Raw genomic sequence first — 19,838 nt, forward strand, 5'->3', positions numbered from 1 at the left:
ACCGGTCCGCATCAGACCGGACGGAGCAATATGTGCCGCTTCTTGCCGAGCGAAAGCTTGATGACCCCGTCCTGCGTGACTTCAGCCGTGCCGATCCGCGCCTTCTCGTCGGAGATCGCCGCATCGTTGATGCGCACGGCACCGCCCTGGACGTGCCGCCGGGCCTCGCCATTCGAACCGGCAAGGCCGGCCCGGACCATGAGCGCCAGGATGCCGACGCCCTCGCCAAGTTCGGCAGAGGCTATTTCCACGGTCGGAAGCGTGGTCGCCAGCGCGCCTTCCTCGAAAGTCTTGCGCGCCGTCTCCGCGGCCTCTGTCGCCGCGTCGCGGCCATGCAGCAGCGCCGTCACTTCGGTGGCGAGCACCTTCTTCGCATCGTTGATTTCGGCTCCGCCCAGCCCTGCGAGGCGTGCAATCTCGTCCAGCGGCAATGTCGTGTACAGTTTCAGGAAGCGCTCGACATCGGCGTCTTCCGTATTGCGCCAGTACTGCCAGAAATCATAGGGGCTGAGCAGGTCGGCATTGAGCCAGACCGCGCCATTCATGGACTTGCCCATTTTCGCGCCCGAGGATGTCGTGAGGAGCGGCGAGGTGAGGGCGTAGAGCTGCGGCGTGCCGAGGCGGTGCCCGAGGTCGATACCGTTGACGATATTGCCCCACTGGTCGGATCCGCCCATCTGCAGGCGCAGCCCGTAGCGCTTGCTCAGCTCGACGAAATCATAGGCCTGCAGGATCATGTAGTTGAATTCGAGGAAGGAGAGCGACTGCTCCCGATCGAGCCTCTGCTTGACGGAGTCGAAGGAAAGCATGCGGTTGACGGAGAAATGCTGGCCGACGTCGCGCAGGAATTCCAGGTAGTTGAGCGGCATCAGCCACTCGGCATTGTTGACCATCAGCGCATCCTTCGGCCCGTCGCCGAAGGTGAGGTATTTGGCGAATACCTGCTTGATGCCGTCGATATTGCTCTGGATGGTCTCGGGCGTCATCAGCTTGCGCGCCTCGTCCTTGAAGGACGGATCGCCCACCATGCCCGTGCCGCCGCCCATCAGCGCGACCGGCCTGTGGCCGGTCTGCTGCATCCAGTAGAGCATCATGATCTGGATGAGACCACCGGCATGCAGGCTCGATGCCGTCGGGTCAAAGCCGATATAGCCCGACACCGTCTCCCTGGCGAAGAGCGCATCCAGACCCGTATCGTCGGAGGTCTGATGGATGAAGCCGCGCGTCGAAAGCGTGTGCAGGAATTCGGATTTGAAGGCAGACATTAAGATTTTCCTGATTTTATCGATGGTCCGAAACAGACGGAGCCGTTTAACATCATTCTCCGTTGAATCACAAGAAAGGGCAGCGTTTTGGCAGCGATACGGCGGGCGATCGGCCTCATGAGCGGCACATCGATGGACGGGATCGACATTGCGCTGGTCGAAACCGACGGCGAAGCCCATGTGCAGGCGGGCCCGAGCGGCTTCTTTGCCTATGACGAGGCGTTCCGCAAGAGGATCGAAGCCGGTCTCGCCGAGGCGGCGCAGATCACCGCCCGCGACGAGCGGCCGGGTTCGCTCGCCGCGCTGGAGACCGACCTGACGCGGCGCCATGGCGAGGCGCTGGCGGAGTTCATCTCCGCTAACGGCATTTCGAGAGAAGCCATTGATGTCATTGGGTTTCATGGCCAGACCATGCTGCACCGCCCGGCACAGGCGCTGACGGTGCAGATCGGCGATGGGGCGCTGCTGCGCCAGCTGGCCGGCATTCCGGTGGTCTATGACATGCGGGCCAACGACATGGCCCATGGCGGCCAGGGCGCGCCGCTGGTGCCGGCCTATCACCAGGCGCTTGCCGCACGGGTACCGGCAGAGCTTTCCAGGGGGCAGCCCGTTGTTTTCGTCAATATTGGCGGCATTTCCAATATTACCATCGTCGCGCCGTCAGCTGCGCCGATCGCCTTCGATACCGGGCCGGGCAATGGCCTCATCGACCAGTGGGTCGCCGCCAGGGCCGGCATGGCCTATGATGCGGGCGGCACGATTGCCGGCAGCGGCCATGTGGTGGCGTCCATCGTCGCGCATTATCTTGCCAAGCCGTTTTTCGAGCTGAAACCGCCGAAATCGCTGGATCGCGCCGATTTCACCCTCGACGACCTCGGCGAGGTGCCGCTTGCCGACGGCGCGCGGACGCTGGCGCGCATCACCGCCGATGCGATTCTCAAGGGCGCGAGCCACGCGCCGGAACAGCCCTCGCTGTGGATCATCTGCGGCGGCGGGCGGAAGAATGCCGTCATCATGGCCGATCTGACCGCCAGCGCCGGCGCCATGGGGATGCAGGTCGCCGCCGCCGAGGAACTCGGCTTCAACGGCGATTCGATGGAAGCCGAGGCCTGGGCCTATCTGGCGGTGCGCTCGCTGGCGGGCCTGCCATTGACCTGGCCAAGCACCACCGGCTGCTCCGCCCCGGTCTCGGGCGGCGTGCTCATCCGCTGAGCGCGGCTATCGGGCGGGCACGATTGCGGGGCCAGCCCCTTGATCGAGGGGAGCCACGCCAAAAAAATGCCACCCCCGGAGGAGTGGCACCGAGTTCCGCATAATGGAACCGTGTTCCGGAGAGTCTAGCGGAGCCGTTTCGGCTTTGCCTCGACGAGTTCGCCATTCAGGCGGCGGTCGAGATAATCCGCGCATTCGGCGACGGCTTCATCCACCATGCCGGTGAAGAAGTGATTGGCGCCGACCATCGTCTTCTGCGTGATCGTGATGCCCTTCTGCGTCTTCAGCTTGTCCACCAGCCCCTGCACGTCCTTGGGCGGCGCGACCTTGTCCTGGTCGCCATGCAGAATGAGGCCGGAGGACGGGCAGGGCGCGAGGAACGAGAAATCATAGGTGTTGGGCTGCGGCGCAACGGAGATGAAGCCCTCGATCTCCGGACGGCGCATCAAGAGCTGCATGCCGATCCAGGCGCCGAACGAATAGCCGGCCACCCAGCAGGTCTTCGAATCCGGATGCAGGGACTGCACCCAGTCCAGCGCGCCCGCAGCGTCGGAAAGTTCGCCCGAACCATGGTCGAATTCGCCCTGGCTGCGTCCGATGCCGCGGAAGTTGAATCGCAGCGTGGTAAAGCCGCGCTGCTGGAACATGTAGAACAGGTCGTAGACGATCTTGTTGTTCATCGTCCCGCCGAACTGTGGATGAGGGTGCAGGATGATTGCTATGGGAGCATTTTTCTCCATCGAGGGCTGATATCGACCCTCGAGACGGCCAGCTGGTCCATTGAAAATTACTTCAGGCATGTATACTCCAGTCATCACCACCGAGCGCATCGACGCCAGTCGGGGTTGACGGCGGTCGGTTGCACTCATAAAACCAGTTTAGAACCGTTCAAAACTGGTGGAAACCATATCGAATTGGCTTAATAGGCTGGTCTGAAGCTCAATTTCAAGGAAATTGCGCTTCAAGACCCCACAGAGTGCAAGAGAGCAGAATCGCATGGGCCTCAACCGCGCCTATCTCGACTACAATGCCAGCGCACCGCTGCTTCCGGCGGCGCGGCAGGCTGTGATCGACGCGTTGCAGCAGGTCGGCAATCCATCCTCGGTTCATCAGGAAGGCCGCGCCGCCAAGGCTATTCTCGAAGCGGCCCGGCGCGACGTCGCCGCGCTGGTCAATGCGAAAGCCGATCATGTGGTCTTTACATCGGGTGCGACCGAAGCTGCTTCAACCCTGCTGACGCCGCATTTCACCATGGGCAGGGCGCCCTTGCGCCTTTCAAGGCTCTATGTCTCGGCCAGCGAGCATCCCTGCATTCTTGCCGGCGGCCAGTTTCCGGCCGACCAGATCGAAACCGTCCCGGTCGATCGGGATGGCATCGTCGATATCGAGCGATTGCGCGCGCTGCTCGGCGCCCATGACCGCAGTGCGGGCCTGCCGCTGGTGGCGGTGCAGGCGGCGAACAACGAAACCGGCGTGGTGCAGCCCGTCGGCCGCATCGGCGCCGTCGTCAAGGAGTTCGGCGGCCTGTTCATCGTCGATGCCGTGCAGGCAGCGGGGCGGATTCCTCTGGATATCTCAGACGGTTACGGCGATTACCTGATTCTTTCCTCGCACAAGATCGGCGGTCCCAAGGGCGTCGGCGCCATCATTGCCGGTTCCGATCTGGTCATGCCCGACGCGCTCGTTCGCGGCGGAGGCCAGGAGAAGGGCCATCGCGCCGGTACCGAGGCCCTGCCGTTGATCGCAGGTTTTGGCGCGGCGGCGCGCAGCGCGCGCGACCTGCTCGCTTCCGGCGGCTGGCCTGCCGACAGGCACCGCAATCTGGAACTGGCGATCCGCGAAATTGCGCCCGATGCGATTGTCTTTGGCGCGGCAGCGGAAAGACTGCCGAACACGACGATGTTCGGCTTGCGCGATTTGAAGGCGGAAACCGTTCAAATCGCTTTCGATCTGGCCGGAATTGCGCTATCGGCTGGCTCGGCCTGTTCTTCGGGCAAGGTCGGCCCCAGCCATGTACTGGCCGCCATGGGTTTCGGCAAGGGCACGGGCGGGCTGCGGGTATCGACCGCGCCCGACACGCCGGAAGCGGAGATGAAACTGTTTCTCGACGCGCTGGCGCAGATCGTCTCGCGCCGCGATCGCTCGGCCGCGGCAGCCGCAAGTGCCGCATGAATTCGGGGCGATCGGCCGATTGGCTGTCGCCTTTGTAAAAAATCCGGTGCAACCGGTGTTAAAATGTGCAGTTGCACACTACATTATGGGCAAATATTCAAGACGACATACTGCCTTGACGTTTGCAACTGCGGGACCTTGAACCCCGCGAGGATGGAGAACGCCAATGCCTGCAGTGCAGGAAACCATTGACCGGGTCCGTACGCTTGACGTGGACCAATACAAGTATGGCTTTGAGACCCTTATCGAGATGGATAAGGCGCCGAAGGGCCTCAATGAAGATATCATCCGCTTCATCTCGGCCAAGAAGAACGAGCCGGAATGGATGCTGGAATGGCGGCTGAAGGCCTATGAGCGCTGGCTGACCATGGAAGAGCCCACCTGGGCGCGCGTCGATTATCCGAAGATCGACTTCCAGGACATGGTGTATTTCGCCGGGCCGAAGAACCAGACGGGACCCTCGTCGCTTGCCGATGTCGATCCGGAGCTGCTGCGCACCTATGAAAAGCTCGGCATTCCGCTCAAGGAGCAGGAGATTCTGGCCGGCGTGCGCAAGGCCGGCGAGCCGAGCCCGTCCGATGGCGACGAGGAAGCCAGCGACAATGTCTACAAGTCCGGACGCGTCGCCGTGGATGCCGTGTTCGACAGCGTGTCCGTCGTCACCACCTTCAAGGCGGAGCTGGCGAAGGCCGGCGTCATATTCTGCTCGATATCCGAGGCGATCCGCGAATATCCCGAGCTCGTGCAGAAATACCTGGCATCGGTCGTTCCGGTGTCGGACAATTTCTACGCGACGCTGAATTCGGCGGTATTCACCGATGGTTCCTTCGTCTACGTGCCGAAGGGCGTGCGTTGCCCGATGGAGCTTTCCACCTATTTCCGCATCAATGAGCGTGACACCGGCCAGTTCGAGCGCACGCTGATCATTGCCGAGGAGGGCGCCTACGTGTCCTATCTCGAAGGCTGCACGGCGCCGCAACGCGACGAGAACCAGCTGCATGCGGCGGTGGTCGAGCTGATCGCGCTCGACGATGCGGAGATCAAGTATTCGACCGTGCAGAACTGGTTCCCCGGCGATGCCGAGGGCAAGGGCGGCATCTACAATTTCGTCACCAAGCGCGGCGACTGCCGGGGCAAGAACTCGAAGATCTCGTGGACGCAGGTGGAAACCGGCTCGGCGATCACCTGGAAATATCCGTCGGTGATCCTGCGCGGCGACAATTCCCGCGGCGAGTTCTACTCGATTGCCGTTTCCAACGGCCATCAGCAGATCGACAGCGGCACCAAGATGCTGCATCTGGGCAAGAACACCTCCAGCCGCATCATCTCCAAGGGTATTTCGGCCGGCAAGTCGAACAATACCTATCGCGGCCAGGTTTCGGCGCACCGCAAGGCGGAGAATGCGCGCAACTTCACCCAGTGCGATTCGCTGCTGATCGGCAATGATTGCGGCGCGCATACGGTGCCTTACATCGAGGCGAAGAACGCCACCGCCCAGTTCGAACATGAGGCGACGACGTCGAAAATCTCCGAGGATGCGCTGTTCTACGTGATGCAGCGCGGCATTCCCGAGGAAGAGGCCATTGCGCTGATCGTCAATGGTTTCGTCAAGGAAGTCATCCAGGAACTGCCGATGGAGTTCGCCGTCGAGGCGCAGAAGCTCATCGGCATCAGCCTGGAAGGAAGCGTCGGATAGCGGCCGGCCACGGGCGGCGTGGGCTCATCCCCTTTCGCCGCTTCCTGTCCGCCGCGCCGGGCAGATCATCATTTCCGATCGCCAAGCCTGCGATCGACGCGACTTAAACATTATGCGGATCGCTGCGGTCGATCCCGGGACGTCAAAGGGTAAGAACATGCTGGAAATCAGAAACCTTCACGCGAAGATCGCGGATACGGACACGGAGATCATCCGCGGCCTCAATCTCACCGTCAATGCCGGCGAAGTCGCCGCCATCATGGGGCCGAACGGTTCCGGCAAGTCGACCCTTTCCTATATTCTCGCCGGCCGCGAGGACTACGAGGTCACCGAAGGCGACATTCTCTACAATGGCGAATCCATCCTCGAGCTCGATCCTGCCGAGCGCGCCGCCAAGGGCATCTTTCTCGCCTTCCAGTATCCGATGGAAATTCCCGGCGTCGCCACGATGGAATTCCTGAAGGTGGCGCTGAATTCGCAGCGCAAGGCCCGCGGCGAGGAGCCGCTGAAGGTTTCGGACTTCATCGCGCGCGTCAAGACCGCGGCAGGCTCGCTCGACATGGACATCAACATGCTGAAGCGGCCGCTGAATGTCGGCTTCTCCGGCGGTGAGAAGAAGCGCGCCGAGATCCTGCAGATGAAGCTGCTCGAGCCGAAGCTGTGCGTTCTCGACGAGACCGATTCCGGCCTCGACATCGATGCGCTCAAGATCGTCGCCGATGGCGTCAACGCGCTGCGATCGCCCGATCGCGCGGTCATCGTCATCACCCATTACCAGCGCCTGCTCGATTACATCGTGCCCGATACGGTCCATGTTCTCTACAAGGGCCAGGTGATCAAGTCCGGCGACAAGAACCTGGCGCTTCACCTTGAAGAAAATGGTTATGCCGACATCATCGGCGAGGCAGCCTGAGGATAATTCGATGAATGTTCATACAGGACGTCAGCCTACGGCGGCAGAAGCCGCTCTGGTCGACACATTCGCCGAACGCATGGGCGAATTGCCGGGTGACGGCGAGGTCATCAGCGCCCGCGACAACGCCGTTGAAGCGCTGAAGCAGCGGGGCCTGCCCTCGCGCCGCGTCGAGGCCTGGCACTATACGGACCTGCGCACGCTGCTGCGCGCCATCCCCGGCTTCGATCCGGCGGCGGGAAGCAACGCGCTCAACGCGGTGATCCCGGGTTCGGCGGTAGCGACCGTCTCCAATGGCGTCGCGCTTACCGCGCCGCAGGTCGAAGGCGTCAGCTTCGCCAAGGTTTCGGAGCAGCTCGCCAATGGCTCGCTCATCCGCGATCTCGCCATTCGCGACGGCGACGACGCCATAGGCCAGATCAATGCAGCCTATGTGACCGATGGCTGGAGCCTGGTCTTCGCCGAAGGCACGGAACTTGCGGCGCCGGTCGAGCTGCAGAACACGCAACTGCGCGGGCAGGGCCATGTGCGCTTTCCGGTCCAGTTCGGCAAGGGCGTGAAGGCGACGATCATCGAGCGCCAGTCCGGCGGCGAGGGCGAGGGTTTCTCCACCAGCGTCAGCAATGTCGCCATTGCCGACGACGCCGATATCACCTGGATCATCCTGCGCGAGCACGGGCCGGATGCGGCGCAGCTGGCGCAGTTCATCGCAACGCTCGGCACCAATGCGAAACTGACGCTCTATGTGGTCAATGCCGGTGGCAAGCTCATCCGCCAGGAGGTGCACGTGCTGGTGAAGGGCGAAGGCTCGGACTTCCAGCTGCGCGGCGTCAATCTCCTCGCGGGCGACAGCCATACGGACGTGACCATGACGCTCGGCCATCTGGTCGAGAACACCACGTCGGTGCAGGTCGTGCGCAACGTCGTCACCGACCGCGCCCGCGGCGTTTTCCAGGGCCAGATCAAGGTCAACAGGATCGCCCAGAAGACCGATGCCCGCATGGCCTGCAACACATTGCTGCTGTCGGACGATGGCGAATTCGACGCCAAGCCCGAACTCGAGATTTTCGCCGACGACGTTGCCTGCGGCCATGGGGCGACGGTGACGGAGATCGACGCCAACCACCTGTTCTATCTCAAGGCGCGCGGCATTCCCGAGAACGAGGCGAGGGGCCTTCTGATCAAGGCTTTCGTCGCCGAGATCATCGAGGAACTCGAAGACGAGCAGCTCGTCGAGGCATTGGAAGCCATACTCGAAAAGTGGCTCGCCGCTCACATCTGAACGGACGAGGCTTTCGGGCACAGAAAGTGCGGTTATCATGGACACGAAACTGATGCAGGGTTCCTATGATGTGGATCGGGTGCGGCAGGATTTTCCGATCCTGTCGCGCGAGGTCCACGGCAAGCCGCTCGTCTATCTCGACAGCGGCGCCTCGGCGCAGAAGCCGCAGGCCGTCATAGACGCCGTCGCCAATACCTACGGCCATGAATATGCCAATGTGCACCGGGGCCTGCACTTTCTTTCCAATGCGACCACCGACGCCTATGAGAAGGCGCGCGGGATCGTCCGGAAATATCTGAACGCCGCATCCGTCGACGAGATCGTCTTTACGAAATCGGCCACCGAGGCGATCAATACCGTCGCCTATGGCTATGGCATGCCCGAGATCGGCGAGGGCGACGAGATCGTCCTTTCGATCATGGAGCACCATTCCAACATCGTGCCGTGGCATTTCATCCGCGAGCGCCAGGGCGCCCGGCTCGTCTGGGTGCCGGTGGACGAGGATGGCGCCTTCCACATCGAGGAATTCGAGCAGCGGCTGACGGAGCGCACCAAGCTCGTGGCGATAACCCACATGTCCAACGTGCTCGGCACCGTCACGCCGATCAAGGAGATCGTGCGCATCGCCCATGCCCGCGGCATTCCGGTGCTCGTCGATGGCAGCCAGGGCGCGGTGCACCTGCCGGTCGACGTGCAGGACCTCGGCTGCGACTGGTATATCTTCACCGGGCACAAGCTCTACGGCCCGTCCGGCATCGGAGTCCTCTATGGCCGCAAGCACATGCTCGAAGCCATGCGACCGTTCCAGGGCGGCGGCGAGATGATCGAGGAGGTGACGGAGGATATCGTCACCTACAATCATCCTCCGCACCGCTTCGAGGCGGGTACGCCGCCGATCGCGCAGGCGATCGGGCTTGGCGCCGCGATCGAATATGTCGAGCGTATCGGCCGGGCCGCGATCCTCGCGCATGAGGAAGATCTTCGCGATTATGCCCATCGCCGACTGCGCGAGATCAATTCGCTGCGTATCTTCGGCGAGGCCAGGGACAAGGGCTCGATCATCTCCTTCGAACTGCAGGGAATCCATGCCCATGACGTGTCGATGGTGATCGACCGCGCCGGCGTCGCCGTCCGCGCCGGCACCCATTGCGCCCAGCCGCTCTTGAAACGGTTCGGCGTGACCTCCACATGTCGGGCATCGCTGGCGATGTACAATACGAGGGCCGAGATCGACGCTCTCGCCGATGCGCTGGAAAAAGCGCGGAAATTCTTCGGGTGACAATGATGACCGACAAGGCAGAGACTCTCGAAACACCGGAGGCCGCAATGGCCACGGACACCGGGCAGGGCGAAGGCAAGTCCGTCGAAGGCAAGTCTGTTGAAGATGGGCCCGTTGAAGATGGGCCCGTTTCGGCTATTCCCGCCGACGAGCTGGCGAGAATGACCGACGATATCATCGCCGCATTGAAGACGGTCTATGATCCCGAAATTCCCGCCGACATCTACGAACTCGGCCTCGTCTACAAGATCGACATCGAGGACGACCGCTCGGTGAAGATCGAGATGACGCTGACCGCGCCGGGCTGCCCGGTCGCCGGCGAAATGCCCGGCTGGGTACAGGATGCCGTCGGCACTGTCGAAGGCGTGAGCTTCGTCGACGTCACCATGACGTTCGATCCGCCCTGGACGCCGGACCGCATGTCCGAAGAAGCGCAGGTCGCCGTCGGCTGGTACTGACGCGCCACATTCCTTCTCATGAATGAATATTTTGTCCGGCTGCTCGAAAGGGTGGCCGGACTCGTATCTTGCCGCCCGTTGCCAGGGCCGGGTTCCATTGGGACTTGGGGAGGGGGCGCCACGGGGTCGTGGCGGGCGGAACGTATGCTACTAAAGTCTGGATTGTGTATCGCAATGAACTTCGGCATAACACAACCACGCTGCTGATGCAGGTTCCGGCAAGCAGATGCCAAGTTTAACAGGCAGATGTCAGGTTTGACAGGCAGATGTCAGGTTTGACAGGCAGATGGCAAGTTTAAGTCTGCCGGAACGAGAATTACGAAATTTATTGCCTCTCTACCGCGAATATAACTGTAAATTTCTAACGCTGACTATGGTGTTAAAATGATTTTATCACTTGCGATCCCATCGGAACGGCCCGTTCAGCATCGTGCTTCCGGCCCATCCGATGGGAGAATTTCCCTGAACCGCATTGCCGCCCATTGCGAAAGCCGCCGCGAGCGCCGCGCGACAACATCGATGATGACGCTGGTGCTTTGCGCCGCCGCCATCCTCGGCATGTCGATCTGCTATTTCTAGACCGGCGGGCTGAAACTACCGAAGTCGGGAAAACTGGTGCTACCGTGGAGCTCTCGGGGGTGCCTGGCGAGCATGGTGCGGCAAATGAACCAGCCAAGGAAGTGGGCCCCGCCAAGGAACTGAGCGCCCCAAGAAAGTGAGCCCGCCAAGAAAGTGAGCGTCCCACGGAAGTGAGCCCGCCAAGACGCGGGTTGGCACTGTTGTGGAACCAGACTGTCGCGGGACTAAAACTGTCGTGGGGCCAGACTGTCGGGGAACCAGACTGTCGGGGAACCAGACCGTCGCGGGCCAAGTGGCACTCCCGCGCCGGGCATGCCGAATTTTGCCTAGCCGAATTTTGACCTGCCTGATTTTGACCTGCTGAATTTTAACCTGCTGAATTTTGATCTGCCGATTTCATCCACTAACGGAGCATTCCATTGTCGTACGCTTTTTCATTGGCTGACCTGATTGCGGTCGTCGCTGCGGCTTGCGCGGTTCTCGCGCTCCTTTCCGCCGCGTGGTATCTCCATTGCTCGGCGGAATTTCCGGCCGCAGCCGAGGCGCAGGCACATGGCCGGTCGTTCATGGCGGGAATCGCCGAAGACATTGCCGCTGAAAGCTTTGCCGAACTTGCCACGGCGCGGGCAAAGACCGTCGTCTGGGTGTTCATTGCCTGCTGCCTGGCAATGCTGGCCTGGTGCATCGGCCAGGGCTGAGAAGTCGATCAAGCGCGATCAGGGCTGGCTGGGCCCGGTCAGGGCGCTTCGCAACCCTCGGGGACGCTCTGCTCGAAGGGCTGTTCCGATTTCTCCAGCGTGCCGCCGATCAGCGATAGCGGCACGAAGGGCACGCCCTGAATGGCGGGATTCGCGAGTTTCAGCCGGTAGCAGCCATTGAATATGCTGGTCTTGCCATCTTTCAAGGTCGATTTGATCGCGATGGGCAGGCTCCAGTAGACCGAACCCGCCGCGCCTTCGCCTTCGGCCTTGCCAAGCAGGACCTCGACGGAAACGGTGTTTTCATATCCGGCCTGGAACTGCGGGAAGGGCTGGGGCACGCTTTCCGGTTCGTAATAACCATAGGCCCGGGCATATTCCTGGCGGTTGATGGCATTGTAATAGGAGCGCACCAGCGCATCGGGCGTGCTGCGATTGTCGGTATAATCCGCCGGTGTCTGCGTCGGCTTCTGTTCGGCGGCGTTCGGTTCGGCCGCCGGAGCTGCGCTCTTCGCGTCAGGCTGCTGCGCCGTCGTTTCTGGTTGCTGCGCCTTCGCGTCGGGCTGCTGCGCCGGTGTGGCGGCTGCCGGCTTCTCGGCAGGCTTCGCCGGCGCGGCGCCGGGCTCCTGTGCCATCGCCGGCCGGGCGAAGCCCAGGGGGACGGCAAGCGCGAGCCCCAAAGGGAGCGCCAAGGGGTAGCCCAAGGGGGAGGTAAGCGCGAGGGTAAGCGGGGTCAAAAGAACAGGAAGGCGGCGTTTCATGGTTTGCCCTGACCTTTGGTTTGTTTGCTCTTGCACAGTCTGAACTCTTGCGGTGACGGACGCATAACACTACTTATAGAAAGTACGAATTACCGGTCTCGAACATGAGAAAAGAAAAATGGGTCGATTTTCTGTCATCAACCTAACAGAAGCCGCAGCCCGGCGTGTCCATGAAATCACCGACACGCGCGAAGGCGCGCTCGGTATCCGCGTGGGCGTCAAGAAGGGCGGCTGCGCCGGTATGGAATATACGATCGACCTCGTCACCGAGGCGCGGGCAGGCGACGACCTCGTCGAGCACGATGGCGCCCGGGTCTATGTGGCGCCGGAAGCGGTGCTCTATCTGCTCGGCACGACGATGGATTTCGAAGCGACGACGCTGCGCACCGGCTTCGTCTTCAACAATCCCAACCAGACATCGGCCTGCGGCTGCGGCGAATCCGTCGAACTGACGCCGGCTCGCCCCGAAGCGCTGGCTGCTGCCGGTTCCTGACCGGCGCAGCGTCATGGACAATGACGCCATTCGCGATCTTTTCGCCGGCCTCGGGCCGGTCGTCATCAAGCGCATGTTCGGCGGCAAGGGTATCTATCACCAGGGCCTGATCATAGCGCTCGAGGTGGACGAGGAAATCCTCCTCAAGGCAGACAGGCTATCCGCGCCGGAATTCGAAGCGGCCGGGTGCCGCCAATGGCATTACGAAGGCAAGGGCCGTTCGGTCCACATGCCCTATTGGTCGATACCGGTGGACGCATTCGACGATCCGGAGATCATGACCGATTGGGCGCGCCGCGCTTACGAGGCCTCTTTGCGGGCGGGCAAATAGGCGCGCTTGCGGATCAGTTCGACCGCATGCAGCGTCGGCAGGGTCACCTTCGGAGGCAGGTTGCCAAGCGGAAACCAGCCGATGCCGCCATGTTTTTCCGGTTCCATCAGGCTTTCTTGGCCACTGAAACTCGCGGCCAGATACAATATCCCGACCCAATGCTGCTGTTCTTCATGAAAAAGCTGTTCGCTCAGGCCGAGTAGCTCGACAGGGCCGGCAAGAAGACCGGTTTCTTCCAGCGCTTCGCGGCGCACCGCGTTTTCCGCCCGTTCGAGGAAATCCACCTTGCCGCCGGGAATGCCCCAGCTGCCCGCTTCGGGGCTTTTCAGGCGCTGCAGCAGCAGGATCCGGTCATCCTTCAGAAAGACGAGGCCGCAGCCAAGGCCGGGGCGGTCCATCGGTTCAGATCTTGGTGTCGATCAGCATGAAAGCGGGAATCTCGTCGCCGAACCCGACAGGCGCCGGTCCGAGATCGTCGCGGTCGCGCCGATGTTCGCGGCGTCCATCGCTGCCGGACGGCCGGGCGCGCCGTGTCTCGTTCTCGGCCTTGATCGCGTTCCGGTTCGGCTTTTCCGCGCGCGGCGCCGGCGCTTCGGCGACGGGCTGGCGCTGTTCGGCCTGGGTCTCGCGCGCTTCTTCGGCCGCGGCCAGAATGTCGATCTCCGATTGCGGGCGCTCGCGCTCGCGGCCTTCATTGCGCGGCCGGCGCTTCGGCTCGGATTTCCTGCCGCGCGTCTTCTTCGGCGCATCGTCGCCTTCGGCGGGAGGCGGCAGGGTGCTCAGGTCGCCATCGAGCCAGGGAATGTTGTTGCCGATCATCTTCTCGATCGCGGCGAGATATTTCACATCCGTCGGGGTGACGAGCGTGAAGGCCTTGCCGGAACGGCCGGCGCGACCGGTGCGGCCGATGCGGTGGACGTAATCCTCCGAATGGATCGGAACGTCGAAATTGAAGACATGGCTGACATCGGGAATGTCGAGCCCGCGCGCCGCCACGTCGGAGGCGACCAGCAGCTTGAGCTTGTTTTCCTTGAAATTCGCCAGCATCGTGGTTCGCGCGCGCTGGTCCATGTCGCCATGCAGCGCGCCGGCGTCGAAATCATGCTTGACCAGCGAGCGGAACAGTTCGGAAACGTCCTTCTTCCGGTTGCAGAAGATGATCGCGTTCTTCAGGCCTTCGTCTTCCGCGCGGATGAGATCACGCAGCACCGCCCGCTTTTCCCAATCCTTCTTGCTGGATTTCACCAGGAATTGCTCCACCGTCGTTGCGGTGGTCGAGGCCTTGGCGACTTCGATCCGCACCGGCGAATGCAGGAACTGCTCGGTGAGCTTGGTGATTTCCGGCGGCATCGTGGCGGAGAAGAACAGAGTCTGCCGCGTGAAGGGGATCAGCTTGCAGATGCGCTCGATATCGGGAATGAAGCCCATGTCGAGCATGCGGTCGGCTTCGTCGATGACCAGAATGTCGACGGCGCTCAGGAGCAGCTTGCCGCGCTCGAAATGATCGAGCAGGCGGCCCGGCGTCGCGATCAGCACATCCGCGCCGCGCTCCAGCTTGCGCAACTGGTCGTCGAAGGAAACGCCGCCGATCAGCAGCGCGACGTTCAGGCGGTGGTTCTTGCCGTATTTGACGAAGTTTTCCTCGACCTGCGCCGCGAGTTCGCGCGTCGGCTCGAGAATGAGCGTGCGCGGCATGCGGGCCCGGGCGCGGCCCTGTTCGAGCAGGGTCAGCATGGGCAGCACGAAGGACGCCGTCTTGCCGGTACCGGTCTGGGCGATGCCGAGAACATCCTTGCGCTGCAGGGCGTGCGGAATGGCGCCTGCCTGAATCGGCGTTGGAATTGTATATCCTGCTGCTTCTACAGCATCGAGCACTTTCGACGAAAGGCCCAGATCAGCAAAGGTGGTCAATGGAGGTTTAACTTTCTATCTGCAGTCATTGCCGCACAAACCGTCATCCGTAAAAAGCTTCCGGCAGCGTGAATTGCGCAGTGTTGCTTCGCATGGCGTTACGGCGCATGCCAGCAAAAGTCAACTCTTTCGGCCAGTCACATTCAAGAGTTCGTTTCATTTATCCGTGATTTTATTCGCAGCGTGTCAATAAAGGAACTGCTCCTTGAGAATTCGCTCGTTCCACGAATGATTTTTGTCAAACAGAATAGTTGCGCGCAGCTGCGAGGATTCTTGCACCGTGACCGACAGGACCGACTTTACTTCCGTATGGTCGGCGACGGCGTTGACCGGGCGTTTTTCCGGTTCGAGCACATCGAAGCGCACGGTGACGCGGTTGGGCAGCAGCGCGCCGCGCCAGCGCCGCGGACGGAATGCGGAGACGGGCGTAAGCGCCAGCAGCTTGGCGTCGAGCGGCAGGATCGGCCCCTGGGCGGAGAGATTATAGGCGGTGGAGCCGGCCGGCGTCGCCACCATGACGCCGTCGCAGATCAGCTCCTCCAGCCGGACCTTGCCATCGACCGTGATCCGCAGCTTCGCCGCCTGGTATGACTGGCGCAGCAACGACACTTCGTTCAGCGCAAAGGCGGTGACGCTGCCGTCCTCGACCGATTCCGTCGTCATCTTCAGCGGGCGGATCGTCTCGGAATGCGCCGCCTCGACGCGCTCCCGCAGCCCCTCGCTGTCGAATTCGTTCATCAGGAAACCGACCGAACCGCGGTTCATGCCATAGATCATCTTGCCCTGGTTCATGTAGTTCTGCAGCGTCTGCAGCATGAAGCCATCGCCGCCCAGCGCCACGATCACATCGGCATCGCGCGCCTCGGCCTGGCCGTAGATCGCCGTCAGTTCCTGCATTGCGAGGTCGGATTCCGGCGTGCCGGAAGATAAAAAAGCGAGAGATTGAACTTTCCGGTTCATGGAATGCCTGCTTGCTGCGACGTGTCGGCACAAGGGCTAGCATGTCACACGGCATCTGGCAAAGAACATGCTTGGCGCTGGTCGCCCGGGGCCTAATTTCCCTCATGCGGAGGCGATCTCCCGCATGCCGAGCCTGTCGAAGCACGACCGCCCCTTGGCAGCTGTGCAGAACCATGCAATGTTCGCGATATGTTCTCATGGGAGTCTATCATGGATGGCCTGCAGGCGTTTATTCTCGAAGCGAAATCGGCGACTTATGTCGGAGGCGGCAGTCCTTCACCGGCATGTCGCCCAGCGGCACATGATATCGGTTACGACCGTGGTTCCTGGCGCTATCTGGACAGCTATTTTGGCGGTACCGATTTTCTCGGACAGGAGGTCGTGTGGAAAGATGACGAACCGGTATGGGCCATGAATTATTACGGTCGCATCCTCGATCCCGAAATGATCGACGCGACTGTCGCCGGTGCGATCATCAAGGAGTCGCTGTCGGCCCTGTACCGGCTCGGCAGGTTCCTCGGTGCGTTTGAATATGTCGTCGGACAGTACCGCTACGTCGACGACAGCGACGAGACTATCGGGCAGTTCGTCGGCATCGAGCGCATTTACGTCGGGGACAGGGAGGTCTATCGGCTGGACTATCACGGAGGCCTCGTCAAACCGTAGCACGGCTGCAAAACCCCCTTATTGATGCAAAAGCATCGTGCGTGCTTCGTGGTTCGGCAGGCTCACCAGGCTCAGCATGAGGGAGGTTGGCTCAGCACGAGGGGATTAATTTGATGGCGGGAAGGTTGGGAGCTTGGGTCTGAAACCTTGTAGAACTAGAACCCTGCAAAACTCTACTCTCCCTCATCCTGAGCCTGTCGAAGGGCGCAGCAACGGTGATGCAGTCCTTCTTTGGAGCGCTGCAAAAGCATCGTGCGTGCTTCGACAGGCTCAGCATGAGGGGATTAATTAGATGGCGGGAAGGTTGGGAGCTTGGGTCTGAAAGCTTGCAGAACTAGAACCCTGCAAAACTCTACTCTCCCTCATCCTGAGCTTGTCGAAGGGCGCTGCAACGGTGATGCAGTCCCTTTAGTGCTGCATCGAAATAGTGCGTGCTTCGACGGGCTCAGCATGAGGGAGGTGGGGCTCAGCATGAGGGAGTGGGGGCTCAGCATGAGGCACTTGGTGTGATGCAGGGATTAAATACAGAAAACCCGCACCACGCCCGCGAAAATCGCGTCTGGTCATTGAAATGGGGGGAGACGGGCGGTCTTCAGCGCGTCAGTATGGTATCAGGGTCGAGGTCCGAAGACCGCCCGCGACGTCTTTGCCTGCCATTGTCACGCTTGTCAGACGCAACAACCCGGAAACATGAGCGCTACCTCCGTTTCCTTTTGCAGTTTGCCGGTCAATCGGGGTTGTCACTTCCGATATCCCAGCAACGCCATCCTCTCCCAGCTTGTCGAAACAGCTCCGGAAGCTGCTCCCCACTGGAAAGGATTTGTACAAAATACACCGGTTTCAAAGTGGTGGGATAAGTTTCCATTCATCCCACCGCATTTTGGCGGGTCGTTTCGCGCTCACCGCAAGGAAAATCAGCAGCTTGCAGGGAGTTCTTCCCGCAAAAGATTCTTTTGAGGCCCAAAATTCATCCCCAAACTGCCGGTTAATCCAAAAAAGTTGGATAAGTGCGGCCAAGCCCCGAGCTCCCTCGTGCTGAGGGAGGTCGAGGACTGATTGCAGAAAAGCAGGGAGCCAGGATCTGAAACCTTGCAGATCTATCCCCCGCCATCCACCCCAGCCGCTCAGCATGAGGAAGGTTGGCTCAGCATCAATCGCTGCCGGGCGGAATCGTCACCACCACCTTGCCGAACTGTTCATTCGATTCGAGATAGCGGTGCGCTTCCACGATCTCGTCGAACGGGAAGGTGCGTGCAATGACCGGAGCGAGCCTGCCGGCAGCCAGGCCATCCAGAATGAAGGTGGTGGCGGCGCGCAGCCGCTGCGGGTCCGCGATGATTTCATGCACGAGATAGCCGCGCAGGCTCAGGCATTTGCGAAGGACGTCGAACAGCGGAAAAGGCGTCGGCTGCGGGCTCAGTCCGCCATATTCGATCAGCATGCCGCCCTTTGCCATCGCCGCCGTGAGCGGCTCGAAATCCGGCCCGCCTACCGCATCGAACACCAGCCGCACGCCATTCGCCCCGGCGATTTCTTCCAGCCGCGCGGCAAGGTCTTCCTCCCCGGAGGCGATGACATGCGGCGCGCCTGCCGCGCGCAATGCGGGCGCCTTGGCAAAGCTGCGCGTGGTGGCAATGGGGATCGCGCCGATCATGTTGGCGATCTGGATCGCCGCGAGCCCGACGCTGCTGGAAGCGGCGGTGACGACGACGAATTCGCCGCGCCGCAGCCCGCCAATATCGACAAGCGCGCCATAGGCGGTGAGGAACGACATCCACAAGGCGGCCGCCGCTTCCCAGCCAAGCGAGGCGGGATGCTTGACCACATGGCTGGCCGGGAAGGTGACGATTTCGCCATAGGCCGGCCAGCGCGCCATCGATATTGGCGGGATGATGCTGACCGCGTCGCCCGGCGCGAAACCCGCCACGTCCGGCCCGATGGACTGCACGACGCCGGATGCCTCCAGCCCCAGGCCCGATGGCAGGGCGGGCTTTTCGATATAGGTGCCGGCGCGCATCAGAGCCTCGGCGCGATTGAGGCCGAGCGCCCGTACCGCGATGCGGATTTCGCCCGGACCGGGCTCCGCGACCGCCATAGTCTCGAAGCGCAGGACTTCCGGCCCACCATATTCATGAAAACGAACCACCCGTGCCATGCGACCACTCCAAACCAGTTGAACCTAATCAGCTTTGGCATGGGGCCGGATCATGATAAATGCAGTTCCATTCACTACAGTATGAACCAGGAGTATCGAATGGATCGGCTCGGGAGCATGGCAGTCTTCGTAAAATCGGCCGAAACCGGGTCTTTCGCCGCTGCGGCCGAGGCGTTCGGCATTTCGGCGCCGATGGTCGGCAAGCATATCCGCTTTCTTGAGGATCGCCTTGGCGTGCGGCTGATCAACCGCACGACGCGGCGCCAGAGCCTGACGGATTTCGGCCGTGCCTATTATGAACGTTGCCGTATCGTCCTCGCCGAGGCGGAGGCGGCGGATGCACTGGTGGCGGAGCAGCTTTCCAGGCCGCGCGGGCGCTTGCGGGTCACCATGCCGGCCTTGCTGGGGCGCAAATGCGTCGCGCCCGTGCTCACGGCGCTGGCGCAGCAACATGCGGATCTGGAACTCGACCTGTCCTTTGCCGACACTGTGCTCGACCTCGCCGAGGGCGGGTTCGATCTTGCCGTGCGCACCGGCACGCTGACGGACAGGGCCGGCCTCATTGCCCGCCGCCTCGGCAGCCACCGCATGGTCGTCTGCGCTTCGCCCGCCTATGTCGAAACCCATGGCGCGCCGCGCGATCGCGACGATCTCGCCCGCAACGGGGCCGTTCTCTATGCCCGGCCGGGCTGGGTTCATCCATGGCTCTTTCCGCAAAAGGACCAGCCGCCCTTCGAGGTGTCGCCGCCATGCCGCATGCGGCTCGACGATCTGGAGGCGGTGATGGATGCGGCGATTGCCGGGATGGGCATGGCCTGGCTGCCGTCCTGGCTGGTCAGGCAGGAGCTTGGGGCGGGAAGGCTCGTGCGCCTCCTGCCGGACGTGCCGGAATATGTGTTCGAGAATTACGCGCTGTGGCTGCGCACGCCGCACATGCCGCTGAAGCTGCGCCTCGCCATCGACGCCCTGGTCGCGGGCCTGCCGAAATATATGGGCTGAGCGGCGGC

The 19,838-nt window shown here is 61.9% G+C and carries 19 protein-coding genes and 1 pseudogene; 13 read left to right on the plus strand and 7 right to left on the minus strand.

Annotation, left to right across the window (positions count from 1 at the left end):
* Window positions 1-11: 11 nt before the first annotated feature.
* The gene (gene tyrS / locus OSJ75_RS13830; protein ID WP_267228486.1) at window positions 12-1,265 is read right to left on the minus strand and encodes a tyrosine--tRNA ligase; all 1,254 of its coding nucleotides are present in this window, start codon (window positions 1,263-1,265) and stop codon (window positions 12-14) included.
* 117 nt (window positions 1,266-1,382) lie between these two features.
* Here tyrS and OSJ75_RS13835 point away from each other — a divergent pair, with 117 nt between their 5' ends.
* Window positions 1,383-2,477 (plus strand): anhydro-N-acetylmuramic acid kinase, encoded by a 1,095-nt coding sequence (locus OSJ75_RS13835; protein ID WP_416362566.1) that lies wholly within the window; start codon window positions 1,383-1,385, stop codon window positions 2,475-2,477.
* A gap of 125 nt (window positions 2,478-2,602) precedes the next feature.
* Here the strand turns inward: OSJ75_RS13835 and OSJ75_RS13840 are convergent, their stop codons facing one another.
* Window positions 2,603-3,277: an alpha/beta hydrolase gene (locus OSJ75_RS13840; RefSeq protein ID WP_250017915.1), complete on the minus strand. Its 675-nt coding sequence runs from the start codon at window positions 3,275-3,277 to the stop codon at window positions 2,603-2,605.
* A gap of 196 nt (window positions 3,278-3,473) precedes the next feature.
* Between OSJ75_RS13840 and OSJ75_RS13845 the strand changes: the two genes are divergently transcribed.
* From OSJ75_RS13845 to OSJ75_RS13880, 8 genes are all read left to right on the plus strand, one after another.
* Complete coding sequence (locus tag OSJ75_RS13845) at window positions 3,474-4,649, plus strand: cysteine desulfurase family protein (protein ID WP_267228488.1); 1,176 nt, start codon at window positions 3,474-3,476, stop codon at window positions 4,647-4,649.
* Between the two features lie 166 nt (window positions 4,650-4,815).
* Entirely contained in the window at window positions 4,816-6,345 is a 1,530-nt protein-coding gene (gene sufB / locus OSJ75_RS13850) for a Fe-S cluster assembly protein SufB (protein WP_250017911.1), read from the plus strand.
* 157 nt (window positions 6,346-6,502) lie between these two features.
* The gene (sufC, locus tag OSJ75_RS13855) at window positions 6,503-7,258 is read left to right on the plus strand and encodes a Fe-S cluster assembly ATPase SufC (RefSeq protein ID WP_250017908.1); all 756 of its coding nucleotides are present in this window, start codon (window positions 6,503-6,505) and stop codon (window positions 7,256-7,258) included.
* 10 nt (window positions 7,259-7,268) lie between these two features.
* Window positions 7,269-8,540 (plus strand): Fe-S cluster assembly protein SufD, encoded by a 1,272-nt coding sequence (sufD, locus tag OSJ75_RS13860; protein WP_267228489.1) that lies wholly within the window; start codon window positions 7,269-7,271, stop codon window positions 8,538-8,540.
* Between the two features lie 37 nt (window positions 8,541-8,577).
* Entirely contained in the window at window positions 8,578-9,819 is a 1,242-nt protein-coding gene (locus OSJ75_RS13865) for a cysteine desulfurase (protein ID WP_250017903.1), read from the plus strand.
* A gap of 5 nt (window positions 9,820-9,824) precedes the next feature.
* Entirely contained in the window at window positions 9,825-10,277 is a 453-nt protein-coding gene (locus OSJ75_RS13870; protein ID WP_323748432.1) for an SUF system Fe-S cluster assembly protein, read from the plus strand.
* 384 nt (window positions 10,278-10,661) lie between these two features.
* Window positions 10,662-10,856 carry a hypothetical protein gene (locus tag OSJ75_RS13875; protein WP_250017901.1) on the plus strand — a complete coding sequence of 65 codons (195 nt, stop codon included), beginning with the start codon at window positions 10,662-10,664 and terminating at the stop codon, window positions 10,854-10,856.
* 437 nt (window positions 10,857-11,293) lie between these two features.
* Entirely contained in the window at window positions 11,294-11,554 is a 261-nt protein-coding gene (locus tag OSJ75_RS13880) for a hypothetical protein (protein WP_250017899.1), read from the plus strand.
* A gap of 38 nt (window positions 11,555-11,592) precedes the next feature.
* Here OSJ75_RS13880 and OSJ75_RS13885 read toward each other — a convergent pair whose 3' ends face one another.
* A complete protein-coding gene (locus OSJ75_RS13885) occupies window positions 11,593-12,315 on the minus strand; it encodes a hypothetical protein (RefSeq protein ID WP_267228490.1) in 723 nt (240 codons plus the stop codon).
* A 118-nt stretch (window positions 12,316-12,433) separates the two neighbouring features.
* On the opposite strand from OSJ75_RS13885, the gene sufA reads away from it, so the two are divergent.
* The gene (sufA, locus tag OSJ75_RS13890) at window positions 12,434-12,808 is read left to right on the plus strand and encodes a Fe-S cluster assembly scaffold SufA (protein WP_250017895.1); all 375 of its coding nucleotides are present in this window, start codon (window positions 12,434-12,436) and stop codon (window positions 12,806-12,808) included.
* Between the two features lie 13 nt (window positions 12,809-12,821).
* Window positions 12,822-13,139, plus strand: a complete 318-nt coding sequence (locus OSJ75_RS13895) for a TfoX/Sxy family protein (RefSeq protein ID WP_267228491.1) — start codon at window positions 12,822-12,824, stop codon at window positions 13,137-13,139.
* Here the strand turns inward: OSJ75_RS13895 and OSJ75_RS13900 are convergent.
* The 3 genes and pseudogenes from OSJ75_RS13900 to OSJ75_RS13910 all read right to left on the minus strand — a co-directional run bounded on the left by OSJ75_RS13900 (window position 13,109) and on the right by OSJ75_RS13910 (window position 16,010).
* On the minus strand, window positions 13,109-13,537 hold the full coding sequence (locus OSJ75_RS13900) for an NUDIX domain-containing protein (RefSeq protein WP_267228492.1): 429 nt from the start codon (window positions 13,535-13,537) through the stop codon (window positions 13,109-13,111). The two genes, OSJ75_RS13895 and OSJ75_RS13900, sit on opposite strands and share 31 nt — an antisense overlap.
* Before the next feature lie 330 nt (window positions 13,538-13,867).
* A pseudogene (locus tag OSJ75_RS13905) lies at window positions 13,868-15,050 on the minus strand (DEAD/DEAH box helicase); the annotation flags it as partial.
* A 186-nt stretch (window positions 15,051-15,236) separates the two neighbouring features.
* Window positions 15,237-16,010 (minus strand): NAD kinase, encoded by a 774-nt coding sequence (locus tag OSJ75_RS13910; protein ID WP_250017876.1) that lies wholly within the window; start codon window positions 16,008-16,010, stop codon window positions 15,237-15,239.
* Between the two features lie 210 nt (window positions 16,011-16,220).
* Between OSJ75_RS13910 and OSJ75_RS13915 the strand changes: the two genes are divergently transcribed.
* Complete coding sequence (locus OSJ75_RS13915) at window positions 16,221-16,676, plus strand: DUF5680 domain-containing protein (protein WP_267228493.1); 456 nt, start codon at window positions 16,221-16,223, stop codon at window positions 16,674-16,676.
* 1,150 nt (window positions 16,677-17,826) lie between these two features.
* On the opposite strand, the gene OSJ75_RS13920 is transcribed toward OSJ75_RS13915, so the two are convergent.
* Window positions 17,827-18,831 carry a zinc-dependent alcohol dehydrogenase family protein gene (locus OSJ75_RS13920; RefSeq protein ID WP_267228494.1) on the minus strand — a complete coding sequence of 335 codons (1,005 nt, stop codon included), beginning with the start codon at window positions 18,829-18,831 and terminating at the stop codon, window positions 17,827-17,829.
* 99 nt (window positions 18,832-18,930) lie between these two features.
* Here OSJ75_RS13920 and OSJ75_RS13925 point away from each other — a divergent pair, with 99 nt between their 5' ends.
* On the plus strand, window positions 18,931-19,830 hold the full coding sequence (locus OSJ75_RS13925; protein WP_267228495.1) for a LysR family transcriptional regulator: 900 nt from the start codon (window positions 18,931-18,933) through the stop codon (window positions 19,828-19,830).
* Window positions 19,831-19,838 lie beyond the last annotated feature (8 nt).

Source organism: Phyllobacterium sp. 0TCS1.6A (assembly GCF_026420825.1).
In the GTDB taxonomy this organism is placed as follows: domain Bacteria; phylum Pseudomonadota; class Alphaproteobacteria; order Rhizobiales; family Rhizobiaceae; genus Phyllobacterium.

What these genes read in the sequence shown, in the direction of transcription:
- OSJ75_RS13840 (WP_250017915.1), bottom strand. Translation starts at nt 3,277, where the DNA reads ATGCCTGAAGTAATTTTCAATGGACCAGCTGGCCGTCTCGAGGGTCGA.
- OSJ75_RS13900 (WP_267228492.1), bottom strand. Translation starts at nt 13,537, where the DNA reads ATGGACCGCCCCGGCCTTGGCTGCGGCCTCGTCTTTCTGAAGGATGAC.
- tyrS (WP_267228486.1), bottom strand. Translation starts at nt 1,265, where the DNA reads ATGTCTGCCTTCAAATCCGAATTCCTGCACACGCTTTCGACGCGCGGC.
- OSJ75_RS13875 (WP_250017901.1), top strand. Translation starts at nt 10,662, where the DNA reads ATGATTTTATCACTTGCGATCCCATCGGAACGGCCCGTTCAGCATCGT.
- OSJ75_RS13895 (WP_267228491.1), top strand. Translation starts at nt 12,822, where the DNA reads ATGGACAATGACGCCATTCGCGATCTTTTCGCCGGCCTCGGGCCGGTC.
- OSJ75_RS13870 (WP_323748432.1), top strand. Translation starts at nt 9,825, where the DNA reads ATGACCGACAAGGCAGAGACTCTCGAAACACCGGAGGCCGCAATGGCC.
- sufA (WP_250017895.1), top strand. Translation starts at nt 12,434, where the DNA reads ATGGGTCGATTTTCTGTCATCAACCTAACAGAAGCCGCAGCCCGGCGT.
- OSJ75_RS13925 (WP_267228495.1), top strand. Translation starts at nt 18,931, where the DNA reads ATGGATCGGCTCGGGAGCATGGCAGTCTTCGTAAAATCGGCCGAAACC.
- OSJ75_RS13835 (WP_416362566.1), top strand. Translation starts at nt 1,383, where the DNA reads ATGAGCGGCACATCGATGGACGGGATCGACATTGCGCTGGTCGAAACC.
- OSJ75_RS13915 (WP_267228493.1), top strand. Translation starts at nt 16,221, where the DNA reads ATGGATGGCCTGCAGGCGTTTATTCTCGAAGCGAAATCGGCGACTTAT.
- OSJ75_RS13910 (WP_250017876.1), bottom strand. Translation starts at nt 16,010, where the DNA reads ATGAACCGGAAAGTTCAATCTCTCGCTTTTTTATCTTCCGGCACGCCG.
- sufD (WP_267228489.1), top strand. Translation starts at nt 7,269, where the DNA reads ATGAATGTTCATACAGGACGTCAGCCTACGGCGGCAGAAGCCGCTCTG.
- sufC (WP_250017908.1), top strand. Translation starts at nt 6,503, where the DNA reads ATGCTGGAAATCAGAAACCTTCACGCGAAGATCGCGGATACGGACACG.
- OSJ75_RS13845 (WP_267228488.1), top strand. Translation starts at nt 3,474, where the DNA reads ATGGGCCTCAACCGCGCCTATCTCGACTACAATGCCAGCGCACCGCTG.
- OSJ75_RS13865 (WP_250017903.1), top strand. Translation starts at nt 8,578, where the DNA reads ATGGACACGAAACTGATGCAGGGTTCCTATGATGTGGATCGGGTGCGG.
- OSJ75_RS13920 (WP_267228494.1), bottom strand. Translation starts at nt 18,831, where the DNA reads ATGGCACGGGTGGTTCGTTTTCATGAATATGGTGGGCCGGAAGTCCTG.
- OSJ75_RS13885 (WP_267228490.1), bottom strand. Translation starts at nt 12,315, where the DNA reads ATGAAACGCCGCCTTCCTGTTCTTTTGACCCCGCTTACCCTCGCGCTT.
- sufB (WP_250017911.1), top strand. Translation starts at nt 4,816, where the DNA reads ATGCCTGCAGTGCAGGAAACCATTGACCGGGTCCGTACGCTTGACGTG.